At 61.3% G+C, this 16,061-nt stretch carries 14 protein-coding genes; 8 read left to right on the top strand and 6 right to left on the bottom strand.

Annotated features, from left to right (window positions below):
* Positions 1 to 377 precede the first annotated feature (377 nt).
* The 5 genes from ACZ5DH_RS01750 to ACZ5DH_RS01730 form a co-directional block, all read right to left on the bottom strand.
* Positions 378 to 1,142, bottom strand: a complete 765-nt coding sequence (locus ACZ5DH_RS01750; RefSeq protein ID WP_464255452.1) for a phosphate ABC transporter ATP-binding protein — start codon at positions 1,140 to 1,142, stop codon at positions 378 to 380.
* A complete protein-coding gene (locus tag ACZ5DH_RS01745; protein ID WP_464255451.1) occupies positions 1,139 to 2,026 on the bottom strand; it encodes a PstA family ABC transporter permease in 888 nt (295 codons plus the stop codon). The genes ACZ5DH_RS01750 and ACZ5DH_RS01745 overlap by 4 nt, the downstream gene beginning before the upstream one ends.
* Positions 2,023 to 2,976, bottom strand: coding sequence for a PstC family ABC transporter permease (locus tag ACZ5DH_RS01740; protein WP_464255450.1), 954 nt, complete (start codon positions 2,974 to 2,976; stop codon positions 2,023 to 2,025). Before ACZ5DH_RS01740 ends, ACZ5DH_RS01745 begins: the two co-directional genes overlap by 4 nt.
* Positions 2,963 to 3,799 carry a phosphate ABC transporter substrate-binding protein gene (locus ACZ5DH_RS01735; protein ID WP_464255449.1) on the bottom strand — a complete coding sequence of 279 codons (837 nt, stop codon included), beginning with the start codon at positions 3,797 to 3,799 and terminating at the stop codon, positions 2,963 to 2,965. Before ACZ5DH_RS01735 ends, ACZ5DH_RS01740 begins: the two co-directional genes overlap by 14 nt.
* A 522-nt stretch (positions 3,800 to 4,321) precedes the next feature.
* Positions 4,322 to 5,143 carry a TatD family hydrolase gene (locus ACZ5DH_RS01730; RefSeq protein WP_464255448.1) on the bottom strand — a complete coding sequence of 274 codons (822 nt, stop codon included), beginning with the start codon at positions 5,141 to 5,143 and terminating at the stop codon, positions 4,322 to 4,324.
* 173 nt (positions 5,144 to 5,316) lie between these two features.
* Here ACZ5DH_RS01730 and ACZ5DH_RS01725 point away from each other — a divergent pair, with 173 nt between their 5' ends.
* The 8 genes from ACZ5DH_RS01725 (at position 5,317) to ACZ5DH_RS01690 (ending at position 15,710) form a co-directional block, all read left to right on the top strand.
* Entirely contained in the window at positions 5,317 to 6,273 is a 957-nt protein-coding gene (locus tag ACZ5DH_RS01725; protein ID WP_464255447.1) for a UDP-glucuronic acid decarboxylase family protein, read from the top strand.
* 25 nt (positions 6,274 to 6,298) lie between these two features.
* The gene (locus ACZ5DH_RS01720) at positions 6,299 to 8,347 is read left to right on the top strand and encodes a proton-conducting transporter transmembrane domain-containing protein (protein ID WP_464255446.1); all 2,049 of its coding nucleotides are present in this window, start codon (positions 6,299 to 6,301) and stop codon (positions 8,345 to 8,347) included.
* Positions 8,344 to 9,285, top strand: a complete 942-nt coding sequence (locus ACZ5DH_RS01715; RefSeq protein WP_464255445.1) for a respiratory chain complex I subunit 1 family protein — start codon at positions 8,344 to 8,346, stop codon at positions 9,283 to 9,285. Before ACZ5DH_RS01720 ends, ACZ5DH_RS01715 begins: the two co-directional genes overlap by 4 nt.
* A gap of 4 nt (positions 9,286 to 9,289) precedes the next feature.
* On the top strand, positions 9,290 to 9,913 hold the full coding sequence (locus ACZ5DH_RS01710) for a hydrogenase-4 component E (protein WP_464255444.1): 624 nt from the start codon (positions 9,290 to 9,292) through the stop codon (positions 9,911 to 9,913).
* A gap of 5 nt (positions 9,914 to 9,918) precedes the next feature.
* Complete coding sequence (locus tag ACZ5DH_RS01705) at positions 9,919 to 11,412, top strand: proton-conducting transporter transmembrane domain-containing protein (RefSeq protein WP_464255443.1); 1,494 nt, start codon at positions 9,919 to 9,921, stop codon at positions 11,410 to 11,412.
* Between the two features lie 232 nt (positions 11,413 to 11,644).
* Positions 11,645 to 13,390, top strand: coding sequence for an NADH-quinone oxidoreductase subunit D-related protein (locus ACZ5DH_RS01700; protein ID WP_464255442.1), 1,746 nt, complete (start codon positions 11,645 to 11,647; stop codon positions 13,388 to 13,390).
* 9 nt (positions 13,391 to 13,399) lie between these two features.
* A complete protein-coding gene (locus ACZ5DH_RS01695; protein WP_464255441.1) occupies positions 13,400 to 14,164 on the top strand; it encodes an NADH-quinone oxidoreductase subunit B family protein in 765 nt (254 codons plus the stop codon).
* A 49-nt stretch (positions 14,165 to 14,213) separates the two neighbouring features.
* Positions 14,214 to 15,710 (top strand): sulfatase-like hydrolase/transferase, encoded by a 1,497-nt coding sequence (locus ACZ5DH_RS01690; protein WP_464255440.1) that lies wholly within the window; start codon positions 14,214 to 14,216, stop codon positions 15,708 to 15,710.
* Here ACZ5DH_RS01690 and ACZ5DH_RS01685 read toward each other — a convergent pair.
* Positions 15,696 to 16,061 carry a diacylglycerol kinase gene (locus ACZ5DH_RS01685; RefSeq protein ID WP_464255439.1) on the bottom strand — a complete coding sequence of 122 codons (366 nt, stop codon included), beginning with the start codon at positions 16,059 to 16,061 and terminating at the stop codon, positions 15,696 to 15,698. The genes ACZ5DH_RS01690 and ACZ5DH_RS01685 overlap by 15 nt on opposite strands.

The raw sequence follows: 16,061 nt of genomic DNA, 5'->3' as shown, positions 1-16,061 counted from the left end.
AGAGCGGATTAACTTTGAACTACTTCATATTTCAAAGTTTTCATTCAGCCAAAAAATGCGATTTGCGGTAGCCGTTAGCGGGGCTTTACCGCTTACGGATAATCAATGCTGTCTTTGCGGCAGCCGTTGCTTTAGCCGTTGTGACGCAGGCTTCAGCCGTTGCGACGGCTAAAGCTCGGCTGAATCCACGCCACGTTGTGGCGCGCTGCACTCTCGTGCAGCGTCAGAGCATTTACACTTTTTCAAAGTTAAAATGCTCTATTGCGGCAAGGGTGGACAGGCGCGGGGCACAGCGTTCTTTTTCGCGGGCACGCGCGTCGATTCAATGACCAATCCGGGGGTATTCGCCGCCAACGCCGATTCAGGGTGGGCTCGCGCTATCCCGCGTCCGCAAGGGCACGGGCCACGGCCTCGCCGTCCGCCTGCCCGCGCTCAAAAACCTGTTGCACATGCCCGTCAGCCATGATGACCAGCCGCTCTCCCAGACGCACGGCCTGCTCCGGATTGTGCGAAACCACCAGCAGCGGGTACTCGCAGGCAAGACGCAGCAGCAGGCCTTCAATCTCCGCCGTGGCGTGGACATCCAAAGATGCCGTGGGCTCGTCCAGCAACAGCATGGCTGGTTCCAGGGCCAGTGCCCGCGCCAGACAAAGGCGCTGCTGCTGCCCGCCGGAAAGCCGCTCCGCGGGCATATCAAGACGGTCTCTGACCTCCGCCCACAGGCCCACGCTCATGAGCGCCTCCCGGGTTTTCCGGCCTCGCTCCTTTTCGTGCAGACCCGCCACCACTTCAAGGGGCAGGGCAAGATTGCGCTCCACACTGACGGGCAGGACGTTGGGCGTCTGAAAAACCATGCCCACCAGACGGCGAAGTTGCGCCAGCGGGCGCACGTTCACGCCGGACGCGGGATATATGGCCTCAAGCCCCCGCCCCAGATCAAGCTCCACCACGCCCGTTGTGCGGCAGTGAAAAAAAGTCTCGTTCAGGCGGTTCATGGCGCGCAGCAAGGTGGTCTTGCCCGAACCGGAACGTCCGGCAAGCACGGTGATGCCCCGCCTGGGGGCATCGATGCAGACATTGTGCAACACCTGCTGCTGCCCGAAGTACACGCACAGGTCATTGATGCGAACCGCAGAACTCACGCTACCCCCTGCCAGCGCCGGCGAAAGCGCTTTTCCATACGCCGGGCGCAAAAAAGCAGGGCCGACGACAGCAAAAGCAGCACCAGAGCCGCTCCGAAACCGCGCAGCAGCTCGTCCGTATTCTGGTACTGCGCCGCGGTATAGTAAATGGAAAAAGGCAAAGCCTCAAACTTGTCCGCCAGCCCGCCGGGCAGTCCGGCATTGGCCACAACGCCCGTGAGCATGATCACCGCCGTGTCTTCGGCCGCCCTGCCCGTGGCCAGCAGCACGCCGCCCCATATGCCCGGCCCGGCGGCAGGCAGCAGAACCCGGCGGGCAAGCTGCCGCCGGGTAAACCCCAGCGCGGCCCCTGTGAAGCGCAGGCTGTCGGGCACGGCCTCCAGAGCTTCACAGGTGGTGGTCACAATGACCGGCAGAACCAGAAGGGCCAGACAGCAGGCCGAGAGCAGCAGGGACGTGTTGGCTCCGGGCCAGACGGAATGACGCAGAAAGAGTATGAGCGTAAAGCCGAAGAGCCCCATAACGATGGACGGCGTGCCCGCCAGCACATCCATGGCCAGACGGATGCGCCCGGCCTGACGCGCAGGGGCGAATTCCGCCAGATACAGGCCGCAGCCCACGCCGGGAAAAAGAGCCAGCGCCATGGTCAGGCCCACAAGATACAGGGTTCCCGCGCAGGCGGGCCACAGCCCGTCCCACACAGGACGGCGTCCCAGCAGGGCGTCCAGGGGCGGCACATCGCCAAAAAGCAGGTGCGCTCCCAGCTGTGGAGCGCCCTTGACCGTCAAAAAGCCCAATAAAAAAAGCACGGCCGCACACGGGATCAGGGCGCAGGCGCGCAGCAGCCAGCGCACGCATACCCGCACAAGAGCGCCGCGCCTCATGCTGACGCCTCCCGCTGCGCCGTGGCGTCTTTCTGCCTGACGAGGCGGCGCAGGGCCAGGCTTGCAGCCGTATTGACCGCCAGCAGAACCAGCCCGGCCACAAAAAGGGAATTGTACGCCGCCCCGCCCACCTCATTGGCCGTGACCAGCGCCATGTGCGCCGTGAGGCTGCGCATGCTTTCGGCCAGACCGCCGGGAACGTGCGTGGCGTTGCCCGCCAGCATGAGCGGAATGAGCGTGTCGCCCACGGCCCTGCCAAAGCCCAGGACAGCGGCGCTGGCCAGATTGCGGCCAGACCGGGGCAGCACAAAAAGGCGCACCAGGTCAAAACGGCTGAAACCCATGGCCAGGCCCCAAGGGCAAAGCCCCTCAAGCCGGGGGCGCAGGCCCGCCATCAGAATCAGCGTCATTGTGGGCAAAATCAGCAGAACCAGCATCACGCCAGCGGCAGCCAGGCACATGCCCGTGCCGCCCAGCAGCGCCCGCGCAAAGGGCGTCAGCAGAAATACGGCGGCAAAGCCGTAAACAACGGTGGGCACCGTGGTCATGAAGCGCACCAGCGCCTCGACAAAGCGAACCAGGGGCTGCAAGGCGGAGCACTCTTCGGTAAGCAGCCAGCAGCACAGCCCCACGGCCAGAGGCCAGCCCAGCAGAAGGGCCACTGCGGCAAGGGCCAGGGACCCCACGCACATGGGCAGGATGCCGAACCTCCCCTGCGCGGGCTGCCAGACCCAGTCAAGGGGGCCGCCGGGGCCGGGGAGTTTTATGGCGGGCAGGGCTGCCATGACGACCATGACAAAAAGCAGCGCCACGGCCAGCACCGCCACCCACACCGACAGACGCAGGGCAAGGCCCGGACTGTCGGTATGATCCGCCGTCTGCGGACCCGCAGGCGGGAGCGCCGCAGCGCTCCCGCCTTGAAGGGTCGCCTGCGCCCTATTTTTTGACATAGGGGATGTAGCCGGCCTTGGACACAATCTCCTGTCCGGCAGGAGTAAAGATGTAGTCCACAAAGCCCCTGGTGATGCCCTGGGGTTCACCCCTGGTGTTCATGTAGAGCAGACGGGTGACGGTGTACTGCCCGGAAGCGGCGTTTTCCTGGCTGGGGGCCATGCCGTCCACGCTTATGCCCTTGATGCTCTTGTCCAGATGGCCGATGCCCACATAGCCGATGGCGTTGGGGTCCTGACCGATGGCGGTCTTCATGGCTCCGTTGGAGTTGACCACGTTGGCCCCGGCGGCGGATACGCCCTTGTCCAGAGCGCGCTCTTCAAAGGTTTCGCGGGTGCCGCTGCCGTCTTCGCGCACATAGAGGGATATGGGGGCGTCAGCGCCGCCCACTTCCTTCCAGTTGGCGATCTTGCCGGCGAAGATATCCCTGATCTGGGCCTTGGTCAGCCCCGCGACCCTGTTGGCCGGGTTGACGGCCACGGCCACGCCGTCAATGGCGAAGGGGAAGGACACGAGGCCGTACTTTTCCACTTCGGCGGGCTTGAGGGCGCGGCCCGTATTGCCGATCTGCACAATGCCCTCGCCCACCTTCTGCACGCCCACGCCGGAACCGCCGCCAGCCACGGTGATGCGCACATCGGGATTGGCCTCCATAATCTGTCTGGCGGCTTCTTTCATGACAGGGATATGGGCAGTGCCGCCCGCGATGTCTATAACGCCCTTCTGCCCCTTGAAGGCGTCAAGGGGGGCTGCCGGAGCGGCGGCCAGGGCCGTGCCCATGCCGCACAAAAGCAAAAGAGCCGCGAGGATTCCACGTTTCATGACTGTCTCCTACGGTTAGCGTGAACGGGTGGCGCGCATGCGCCGCACAACACAACAAAAGGCGTGACCACGCCGCCGGGAGTCAGGTGTAGGAAGAAGCCGCCCTCGCGGACAGCATGAAGACTGTCCGCTAATGGAGCGCGGGAGACATCCAGCCCCACCTGACAAACGGTCAGGTGACGCCGAAAAAACAGAACAGGGATGCTTTTGCGGTCGCGGATTCCACAAAAAACGGAGTGCCGCGCCGACGCTGCCCCCACAGAGAGGGAGATGAAGTGTTGCAAAAGTCAACCATGGCAAAAACAGTATCCGAGGGTCTTTATCTGGTCAAGCGAGGCAAAAATTCGCATTTTTCCGCCATATTGCAGCGAAAAAAACAAAGGCCGCCCGTGCGACGCAAGGTCACAGGCCTGCCCGCCCTTCCGCACATCCACGGCTGTGGCCGCCCCCCGCGCATGGGGCGACAGGATTGTCAGCAGCAGGCAAAGACGGACTATTCCTGACCGCCCGTGCGATGCGGGGCTACAGGCCGAAAAAGCGGCGGGCATTGTGCCCGCACACGCGCCAGACCTCTTCCGGTTCCTGCCCGCGCGCCTCGGCCACGGCACGGGCCGTAAACACGGTGAACGCGGGTTCGTTGCGCTTGCCGCGCCAGGGAAGGGGCGCGAGATAGGGAGCGTCGGTCTCCAGCATGAGGCGGTCGGCCGGAATACGGGCCACAGCCTGCCGCAGGTCTTCGTTGGCCTTATAGGTGACAGGGCCGGGAACGGAGATATGCCAGCCGTTGCGCAGGATGCGCGCGGCCAGATCCGGCCCTTTGCCAAAGCAGTGCCACAGCAGGGGATAGTCTTTAAAGCCCTGCGATTCCAGAACCATAAGGGTTTCTTCTTCAGCCTCGCGGCAATGGATCACCACAGGCCGCCCCACTTCGCGTGCCAGATGCAGCTGGGCGGCAAAGGCTTCGTACTGCACCTCGCGGGGGCAGTCGTCCCAGTAAAAATCCAGCCCTATCTCACCCACCGCCTTGAGGCGGGGGTCCTGGCCAAAGGCGCGCCGCATGGCCGCAAGAGCTTCCGGCGTGCAGTTCTGTCCGTGGCAGGGATGGATGCCCAGCAGGAAAAACACCTGGGGATGGGCCTCGAAATACCGCCGTCTGGCGGCGAAGTCTTCCGGCCCCAGAAAAACATTGCCCACATGGGCCACGCCGCTGGCGCTGGCGCGCGCGAGCACGGCCTCACGGTCCTGGTCAAATTCCTCACCGTCCAGATGGGCATGGCTGTCCACGCCTTCAGGCGGCAGAGCCACGGTTACGGGATCAATACGTTCAACGGATTTCTTGGACATGTGTACCTCGCGCCGATACATAGCAACGCGTGCAGGCAAGGGCAAGCCGTCCCCCATGCCGTACATATGCCCAGGTGGCCGTGAATGCCATTGCAAAGCCTGAACAATAGGACTATGCTTAAGCGTTTTTGTTGTACCGACGCATGATTTAACAATACCTTCCCGGGGGAAATATGCATCTCCGCAAACGTATACTGGTTACAGGCGGTTCAGGCTTTCTCGGTTCCCACCTGTGCGAAAGACTGCTCAACGAAGGGCATGAGGTTCTCTGCCTGGACAACTTTTTTTCCAGCGCCCGCGCCAATGTTGAAGAATTTCTCGACAACAAAAGGTTTGAACTCATCCGCCACGATGTGACCTTTCCCCTCTACGTGGAAGTGGACGAAATCTACAATCTGGCCTGCCCGGCCTCGCCCATACACTACCAGCACGACCCCGTGCAGACCATCAAGACCTGCGTTCACGGGGCCATCAACATGCTGGGCCTGGCCAAAAGGCTCAAGGCGCGCATCTATCAGGCGTCCACCAGCGAAGTATACGGCGACCCCGAAATCCATCCGCAGACCGAAGACTACTGGGGCCACGTGAACCCCAACGGCATCCGCTCCTGCTACGATGAGGGCAAGCGCTGCGCCGAGGCCCTGTTCTTCGCCTACTGGCGTCAGGGCGGCCTGCCCATCAAGGTGGGACGCATCTTCAACACCTATGGCCCCAAGATGCACCCCAACGACGGGCGCGTGGTGTCCAACTTCATTATCCAGGCTCTCAAGAACGAACCCATCACCATTTACGGCGATGGCAGCCAGACCCGCTCCTTCTGCTATGTGGATGATCTCATCGAATGCATGGTGCGCTTCATGGCCTCGTCGGAGGATTTCATCGGCCCAATGAACATGGGGAACCCGGGTGAGTTCACCATCCGCGAACTGGCTGAAAAGGTAGTGGAAATGACGGGCAGCAAATCGGCCATCACCTACGAGCCGCTGCCCGGCGACGACCCCAAGCAGCGCAAGCCCGACATCACCCTTGCCCGTGAAAAACTGGGCTGGGAGCCTCAGGTCAAACTCGAAGACGGCCTGAAAAAAACCATTGCGCACTTTGAGGACATGCTGAAACAGGGCATGGCCTAAACGCCGGCCGCAACCTCCGTATACCATGACGCTCTTTATCATAACCCTGCTCATCCTGGCGGCCACAGCCGCCGGAACGGCGCTGCTGGCTTTTTTGCCGCCAACGGCGGGCAATGGCCGGGCCGCCAACCTTCTGGGCTCCTGCGGAGCCGCGGCGGGTTGCGTGGCTGGCCTGTGCGCCCTGGCGTTTTCCCCCTGGAGCGAGGCTGTCGCAGTACGCCTGCCCTGGGGACTGCCCATAGGGGCCTGTACCCTGGGGCTTGACCCCTTAAGCAGGGTCTTCTTGCTGCCGGTCTTCGGTCTTGGCCTTGTGTGCGCCATTTCCGGCGGCATTGCCCTGCGCCATGAGCGGCCGCAGGAACACAACCTGGCAGCCCACTGGTTCTTCTACCTGCTGCTGCTCCTGGGGTTGACTCTCGTCATGGCCGCGCGCGATGCCGTGCTCTTCATGCTGTCGTGGGAACTCATGTCCCTCGCGCCCTTTTTTCTCATCGACTTTAACGACGGCGACCGTCAGGTGCGCGACGCTTCATGGGTCTACCTTGTGGCAGCCCATCTTGGCGCGGTCGCACTCATGGCCTTTTTTGTCCTGCTCTGGCAAAGCACGGGCACCACGTCCTTTGATGCCCTGCAGGGCGGCGCTGTCATGCTGGGAGTAGTGCGCGACGCTGGCCCCCACGTGCTGACGGCCCTTTTTGTGCTGGCCGTTCTGGGCTTTGGAGCCAAGATGGGCCTTGCCCCCATGCACGTCTGGCTTCCAGAAGCGCACCCCGCAGCCCCCAGCCACGTATCTGCCCTGCTTTCCGGGGCCATGATCAACGCCGGCCTTTACGGCATCATCCGCAGCCTGGGCATGCTGGCCGCGCCGGGCGCGGCTCCCGAATGGTGGGGATGGGCCCTGCTGCTTGTGGGTCTGGGCACGGGCCTCATGGGTATTTTGAAAGCTCTGGGACAGAGCAATCTCAAACGTCTGCTGGCCTATTCCAGCGTTGAAAATATGGGCCTCATGCTCATGGGCGCAGGCGCGAGCCTTATCGGCCTGTCCTGCGGCAACGCCTGGATTGCGACTCTCGGCATGGCGGGCTGCCTCATGCACATGCTGAATCACGCGGGCTTCAAGGGGCTGCTTTTCCTGTGCGCGGGCGAAGTGCTGCACGCCACGGGCACCGTGCGTATGGAACTGCTGGGCGGACTGCAGAAAAGCCTGCCGCTGCTGGGCGCGGCCTTTGCCCTCGGCGCGGCCGCCATTGCCTGCCTGCCGCCGCTCAATGGCTTTGCGGGCGAACTTGTGCTGGCCCTCTCACTTCTGGACGGCCCCAGCCTTCCCGGGCTGGAGCGGCAGGTGGGGCTTCTGCTGGCACTGGTGGGCCTCGCTCTCATCAGCGGGCTCGCCGCTGTCCTCTACACCAAGGCTTATGGCATCACCTTTCTTGGCGAGCCACGCACCGGCTTTGCGGCCAATGCGCGCCCCCTGGGCTGGAAGGTCCTGTGGCCTCTGGCGCTGCCCGCCGCCGTCTGCGTGGCTGGCGGGCTGGCGGCCCCGGTCTTTTTTGACCTCGCCTCCATGACGGGCCTTGCCGCGCTGCCCATGCCCAACGACATGCAGGCCGCAGCCGCCGCAGGCCAGGATCAGGCGCGCGCCAGTCTCGCCATGGTATCGCTTGTGTGTTCCATTGCCCTCGGGCTCTCCCTCGCGGGCATCATCCTGCGCAAAAGGATGCTCCGGCGACGCAGCGTGAGTTCCATGCCCACATGGGGCTGCGGCTACCAGGGCGGTTCGGCCCGCATCCAGTACACGGACGCCGGTTTTTCCGAACCACTGGCCAAAATCTTTGCGCCGGGCATGGGGCTTAACGTGCGTATGAACCTTGATTCCCGTTTGTTTCCCCAAAGCGGCGCCTTGAGCGTTTCTGCGCCGGACCGCCTGCGCAACGGGTTCTACACACCCCTGTTCGAAGCTGTGGAACGCCTGTGCAATGCCTGTAAAATCATACAGCACGGCAAGATCCACCTCTATATCCTGTATATTCTTGCCACTGTGGTGGGCCTGCTTATCTGGGGGCTGAGCGCATGAAACAGGACATGGTCGTTTATTTTGCGCAGCTTGTTCTGGCGCTTGTTCTGGCGCCCCTGCTGCCCGGCATCATCAACCGGGTAAAGGCAAAGTTTGCGGGCAGGCACGGCAAGCCCGTTCTGCAAACCTACTACGACCTTGCCAAACTCATGCGCAAGGGCGAGGTCGTCAGCCACACCACCACCTGGGTTTTCGCCAGCGGCTCCGCCGTATCCCTGGCCGCGACGTTTTGCGCCATGGCCCTGCTGCCCCTGGGCGGGGCCACCTCGCCCCTGGCCTTCACCGGAGACTTTATTCTTGCGGCCTATCTGCTGGGCATGGGGCGTTTCGCCATCATGCTGTCCGCCCTGGACACCGGCTCGGCCTTTGAAGGCATGGGCGCCAGCCGTGAGGCCACTTTTGCGGCCCTGGCCGAACCGCTTTTTTTCCTGGCTCTTCTGGTGCTCACCAGCGTGACGCTGGATACGGGGCGCGGCCCGCATACGGCCTTCTCCCTCTCATCCCTGTTCGGCGGGCAGATCGCCGGGGCATGGGCCATGGGCCGGGGCGAACTGCTGCTTCTGCCCTGCATTTTCTTTATTCTGCTGCTGGTGGAAAACTGTCGCATTCCCGTGGACGACCCCAACACGCACCTGGAACTGACCATGATCCACGAGGTTATGGTGCTTGACCACTCCGGCCCCAACCTGGCCATGGTCATCTACGGGGCGGCCCTCAAGCTGTGGTTTTTCGCCGCGCTTATCGCCGGTCTCATGACCCCGGCCCTGCCCCTGTGGCAACAGGCGGGGCTGCGCCTTGCCACCGTGGTGCTGCTGGCCGTTATTGTGGGCATTGTCGAATCTGTCATGGCCCGTCTGCGCATGGACCGCGTGCCCTTTCTGCTGGGCAGCGCATCGGCCATGGCGGCTCTGGCCCTCATCCTGACCCAGGCGAGGTAAAAGCGTGGAATCCGCACTGCAAAGCTGCCTGTTCTTGCTCATGCTGAACAACCTACTCATGCTGGGCACAACACGGATCATGTGGCTCATACGCTTCACGGCCTTTCAGGGCTTACTGCTGGCGGGCATGCTGCTGAGCATGGACCACGCCCTGCTGGCAGCCGCCGTGCTGCTCATCAAGGGGGCGCTTCTGCCTGGCCTGCTCTGGCGCACCCGTAACCGCCTGCACTCCCACCATCGCATGAGACCCCGCATGCACGTGGCCATCGGCGTACTGGCCGGCATGGGGGGGCTTGTGCTCTCTTTGTGGCTTGAAGCGCGACTGCTCACCCTGCCTGCCCTTTTTCCGCCGCTGGTGCTGCCCACGGCCCTGACCACACTGTTTTGCGGACTTATCCTGGTGGTGGGGCGCACAACGGCCCTGGCCCAGGTCATTGGTTATCTGGTGGCGGAAAACGGCATCTTTCTGCTGGGCATGCCGCTCATGACCGCAGCAACCACGTGGTTTGAGCTTGCCCTGCTGCTGGACGTGTTTGTGGCTGTTTTCGTTATGGGCATTGCCATCAACCATATTGGCAACACTTTTGAGTCCATTGACGTTGGCCGCTTTCGCAGCCTCAGGGATTGACCGCCATGCTGGAAGCCTTGCTTTTTCTCCCGCTCGGGGCGGGCTGTATCATCCTGCTCGGCACCAAGGCCATGTGCCGGGTTCTTCTGCCACTGACCGCTCTCGCCCATACGGTTCTGGCCGCCTGGACGACACATGCCGTCAGCACGGGGGCCGAGCCCAGAGCCATGAACGGTCTGCTGGCCCCCGACCCTCTTGGCGCGCTTTTTCTCATGCTGGCCAGCCTGCTCTTTCTGGCGGCTTCTGTATATGCGGTCTACTACCTGCGTGAGGAAGACAGACTGGAAGTCCATACGGACATCCACGGCGGCCCCGGCTTTACCAACGCGCCCCAGCGCCGCCTTGCCGCCTGCCTGTGCTTTTTTCTTTCATCCATGACGCTTGTGACCACCACGCCCCATCTGGGCGCTTTGTGGGTGGGCATAGAAGGCACCACCCTTTCCAGCGCGCCGCTCATCTATTTTCACAGGCACCAGCGTTCCCTCGAGGCCACGTGGAAGTATCTTATCATCTGCTCCGTGGGCATTGCCCTGGCCATGGTGGGCAACATTCTGCTTTCCGTGGCGTTCTACACGCCCGAAGGCATGGAAGCCATGCTGGAAGGCATGGACCAGCTTGGCTGGTTTGTCAGTCACGCCCGTGCCGGTGAAGAAACCTGGCTCAAGGCGGCCTATATCTTTCTGCTGGTGGGCTATGGCACCAAGATGGGCCTGGCCCCTCTGCACAACTGGCTGCCCGACGCCCACAGTCAGGCCCCCTCCCTGGTGTCCGCCCTGCTCTCCGGTGCGTTGCTCAACTGTGCCCTGCTTGGCATCCTGCGCGGACACCAGATCATGCTGGCCGCCGGACTTGGCGGCTTCAGCGGCGGGCTGCTCAGCTTTTTCGGCCTGATCTCGCTTATCACGGCGGCCATCTTCATTGTGGGGCAGGGACACTACAAGCGCATGCTGGCGTACTCCAGCGTGGAACATATGGGCATTCTGGCCCTGGGCATAGGCGTGGGCGGCCTGGCCGTATCCGGAGCCATGCTGCACGCCGTCTGCCATTCGCTGACCAAGTGCATGCTCTTTCTGCTTTCCGGAAATATTCTGGCCCGTTACCACACCTTTTCCAGCTATGACATCCGTGGCATGCGCTGGACCATGCCCGTAACAGGAGCCTTATGGATGGCCGGTTTTCTGGCCGTGGCCGGTTCGCCGCCCTTCGGCATCTTCATCAGTGAATTCATCATCTTCAAGGGCATGCTGGCGGCGAATTCGCCCTTGCTGGCCGCGGCCTATATGCTGGCCCTTGCCGTGATTTTTGTCGGCCTTTCCGTCGCGGTTCTGCGTATGGTGCAGGGCAACCGCCCCATAGACATGCCCCAAACCGTGCGGGAACCGCTGCTGAGCGTGCTGCCGCCCCTGGTTCTTGGGGGGGCCGTGCTGACCCTTGGCTTGTGGATACCCGACTGGCTTTGGAATTTTTTGCGTCAGGGCGCTGCCCTCATCGGCGGCTAGAGCCTTTTACCTTTGAAAAAAGGGACATGCTCCGTCGCTGCGCGAAAGCGCAGCGCGCCAACGTGCGCGGATTCTGCCGAGCTTTAGCCGTTGCGACGAAGGAAGCTACTGATGGCTGTCGCTATCCGTAAGCGGCAAAGACCCGCTAACGGCTACCGCAAATAATATTTTCGGCGGAATAACAAATTGAGATGTAAAGTATTTCAAAGGCAATCTGGTCCAGGAGGATACCATGTCGTTCGACTACCGCGAGGCGGTTGATCTGAAAAATCTGGCGCGTTTCTCCGTGACCGAACTGCGTGACCACCTGCGCCACGCCATTGCAGGCGGCTGGCGCGTTCTGGCCTTTTTTGGCATTCCCGATGAAGACGTTGCAGAAACCATACCCAGACAGCCCGTGCCCGTCAGCCTGTGCTGCGTGCTGGCCCATGACGGCACGCGCCGTCTCATGGCCCGCCGCACGCCGCCGGTGACGGCCTTTGTGTCAATGACGCCAGACCTGCCCCAACTGCACTACTTCGAGCGCGAAATTTACGAACAATGGGGCGTGGAGCCCGTGGGACATCCCTGGCTCAAAAGCGTGCGGCGCACTCCTGACAGCTTCGAGGCCCAGGCGCGCACTGCGGCGGGCGTTTCTGGCGCGAATGTTTCCGGCTCGGACGCTTCGGGCGCGGAGTCCGCCGCGTTACCCGAAGCTGCGCCAGCGGCAGCCCTGGCGGAAAAATCCGCCCCGCCGCACCCAGCCCAGCCCTACCCCTTTTACCGGGTCGAGGGCGTGGACGTGCATGAGGTGGCCGTTGGCCCTGTTCACGCGGGAATCATAGAGCCGGGGCATTTCCGTTTTCAGTGCTATGGCGAAAATGTGCTGCATCTGGAAATTGCCCTGGGGTACCAGCACCGGGGGCTGGAGAGCATGCTCGTTCACGGCCCCGCCGCCCGCCGCCTTCCCCTGCTGGAATGCGCAGCCGGAGATTCCACGGTGGCCCACGCCACGGCATACTGCGTCGTGCTTGAGCGCATGAAAGGGCAGCAGCCTGACGAACGCGCCCAGCTTGTGCGCCGTATCGGCCTGGAACTGGAGCGTCTGGCCAACCATACGGGCGACCTTGGGGCCATTGCCGGGGACACTGGCTTTTTGCCCACAGCCTCATGGAACGGCCGCATTCGCGGAGATTTTCTGAACATGACCGCCAGCCTGTGCGGCAACCGCTTCGGGCGTGGCCTGTTGCGGCCCGGCGGCGTGGCGTATGACCTCGCCCCGCAGGAATGTGCGGATCTGCTCGACCGTGTGCGGTCGGCCTGGCAAGACGCGCGCGGCTCTGTGGATGTCATGCTGGATGCCGTGACCGTGCGCAACCGCCTTGCGGAGACCGGCTCGGTGGAGCCCGCCGTGGCCCGCGAACTGGGACTGGTGGGGGTGGCCGCCCGCGCCTGCGGCCTGGACGTGGACGCGCGCTTTCACATGCCCCTCAGCGACCTTTCCTGCGAAAACTGCGCTCCCCGGCTGGAGATCACGGGGGACGTCATGGCGCGCACCTGTGTGCGCAGCCGCGAACTGGATGACAGCCTGCGGCTGCTTGAGCTTGACCTCACCCGTCTGGCGGCCCTGCCCGGTCAGCCCGATCAGGAAGTCGAAACGCCCACCTGCGCCGCGTCCGCAGGCCATGCGGCCCAGGCCCATGCGGCACCCGCACAAACGAACTCTGCAACGGCCGGGCACGAGCCCGACGGCCCGGCCACCGACTTTGCGGCCCTGCCGCCGCATACCCTCGCCGTGGCCCAGGTGGAAGGCTGGCGCGGCGAAGTCTGCCATGTGGCGCTTACCGACTCGCGTGGGCGCATCTTTGTGTACAAGGTGATAGATCCCTCCTTCCACAACTGGACGGGACTGGCCATGGCCCTGCGCGGCAACCAGATTTCAGACTTTCCTCTCTGCAACAAGAGCTTCAACCTCTCTTATTGCGGACATGACCTGTAAGGCTTTGACATGCTGCATATAATTAAGGAACGCATCCGTCAGAAATATCGCACGCTGGACTATCCCCGCCAGCAGCCCGTGCTTTCGCCCAGGTTTATGGGCAGGCCCAGCCTCACGCCCGTGAACTGCGACGGCTGCACGGCCTGTTACGCGGCCTGCCCCACAGGAGCCTTGCTGCCCACCGAGGGCACGCCCGACGGCACGCCCACCCTGGATATGGGACGCTGCACCTTCTGCGGCGCCTGCCGCCAGGTTTGCCCCCGACAGGCCATCGCCTTCACCGGCGAGCACCGCATGGCGGTTTTCAGGCGTGAAGACCTGCTGGTGGTTCCGGGCCAACCGGCTCCGCAGGCGGCCAGACCTTCCGCACCCGGCAAATTTTCCCTTTTCCGGCGTTCTCTCAAGCTGCGTCAGGTCAGCGCCGCGGGCTGCAACGCCTGCGAGGCGGACTGCAATGTGCTTGGCACCCTGGTCTTTGACCTGCCGCGCTTTGGCATTGACTTTGTGGCCTCGCCACGCCATGCCGACGGCATTCTGGTCACCGGGCCTGTTTCTGAAAACATGCGCCTGGCCGTCATCGACACCTATGACGCCATTCCCGAACCACGCCTTGTGGCGGCGGTGGGGGCCTGCGCCATATCGGGCGGGCTTTTCCGCAATGGGCCGCAGTGCAATAACGGCATTACCGACATCCTGCCAGTGGATCTTTTTGTGCCGGGCTGCCCGCCCAATCCCTGGACCATACTGGACGGCCTGCTGGCTTTACGCAGGTAAAAGATTTTCGTGATATGAAATAGTGGGTGAACAAAACCTGGAGTGAGACATGACTGATGCGAAGCTTTCATGGTTATACCTGTTGCTTCTGGTTCTGTTGATGTCACTTTCCAGTTCAGTTTGCCAATGGTGGAGCATTCGTCCGAGCTTTCCAGTTGTAGGCATAAATCTGGCTGCATCCCTGTGCCTTTTCACCTGGATTCGCCGTGATATCTGCGTATTGCTTATCATAGGGCAATGCCTGTTCAGCATTGTGTGCCTGACTGTGGCCGAAACCCTTAAAGTGCCCTTGAATTTATCCACACTTGTCCACGGCACACGTTACGCAAGCCATCTTGGTTTTTCACTTTTCTTCCACGTGCCGCTGCTAAAATCGTTATTCTTTGTTGTCTGCGCCTTTGCCCAACTCTTTTTTTTATTCAAAATCAAAGAATTGCCGCGTCGTAAATGGGTTGGCGGTCTTGCTCTCGCAACGTTTGCCATTGCCATGTCCACCAGCTTTGCAACCCTGCCGCTCAAGGCGTTCTGGCCACAAAACTCCATAAGCGGCAAAGTAAGCCCCACTCCACCCGAACGGCGCTCACTGCACGCCCGGGGGTATCTGGCCACATTCGTTCTGGAGCTTGCCACAGGATACCCTTGGCGCATGCAGGATCAGACGCAACCCACGGAATCTCCGGACGGCACTGAAGGTCTGCCGCTTCTTACCTGCACGGATAAAATCGTTTGTATTCAGGTAGAATCATTAGATTATGAAATGCTCACCGCCAATGTTGACGGTGAGTATGTAATGCCTTTTCTGCACAGTCTTCAGGAAAAGGGAGTGGCAATACGCCTGGATGGTACAAAAAAAATGGCTTCCGCCAATTCCGACTATGAAGTCTTCACTGGCCGCATCGCCTCGCACAATATTCTGCACTACGAATATGAAAAGGATTTTTCAGAAGCATTACCGCAGCTTTTGACAAAAAAAGTTGCCTCAAGCTATTTCTTTCACGGTTTACCCGGCAATTATATGAATCAGGAAAAGACCTATCGCAGTCAGGGGGTACAGCATAATTACGGTCTGGAAAAAATGCAGGCCGAAGGGGTTCGCATTACCCAGGTATGGACTGACGGCATTGTTGCCGACACAGACCTGTTTGACTTTGCCGCCCAAAAAATTCCCCACACCGGCTCCTTCTTCCATTTTATTATCACAATGGACATGCATGTCATGGATCAGCCGGAAAAGGTCTGCAAAAACATGTGTTTTTCTGGTACACCGCGGCACGTTTACTACTCTTTGTGCAGAAATACGGATGCAGCCCTTGCCAGCTATGCGAGCAAGCTGCCTGAAGGAACCACCGTCGCCCTTTGGGGTGACCACAGGTCATACACCCCCGAAGGTTCCGGATGCATCCCCTTTGTTTTGTTCATTACCGGACAAAAACACACCTTCCTGCATGAGTCAGATCCGCTTTTAAACAGAAGCAAGATGTACTTTTATTTGAAAAGAAACTTCGCTTCGCTTTTGTCCCAGGGCTGCAATTTACCACAACAGTAGCCCCACAAGCAGAAGCATATTGGCAAGCAAAGCCATTAAGACAGCCATTGACCCTTTGTCTTTGGCTGTTTTTATTAAATCGGAATATTCGGTGCTCACGAGGTCGCACACATCTTCAACGGCGGAGTTCAACAATTCAACAATAAGGATCAAAAGATACGAGCCCGTCATCACAAATTTTTTCCAGAGGGGCCACGGCGCCACAAACATGATGAGAACAAGGATGATCAATCCCGTGAGCTCAAGCCGAAAGGCCTCTTCCTTGGTAAAGGCGGCCCGAAACCCCGCCAGCGAATAGAACGTCGCCTTGACTGCCCGCCGATACAACACATCGCACATTGTTTTTAGCAT

This window comes from Desulfovibrio simplex (assembly GCF_055387835.1).
This window is presented reverse-complemented; position numbering and strand designations above follow the sequence as displayed.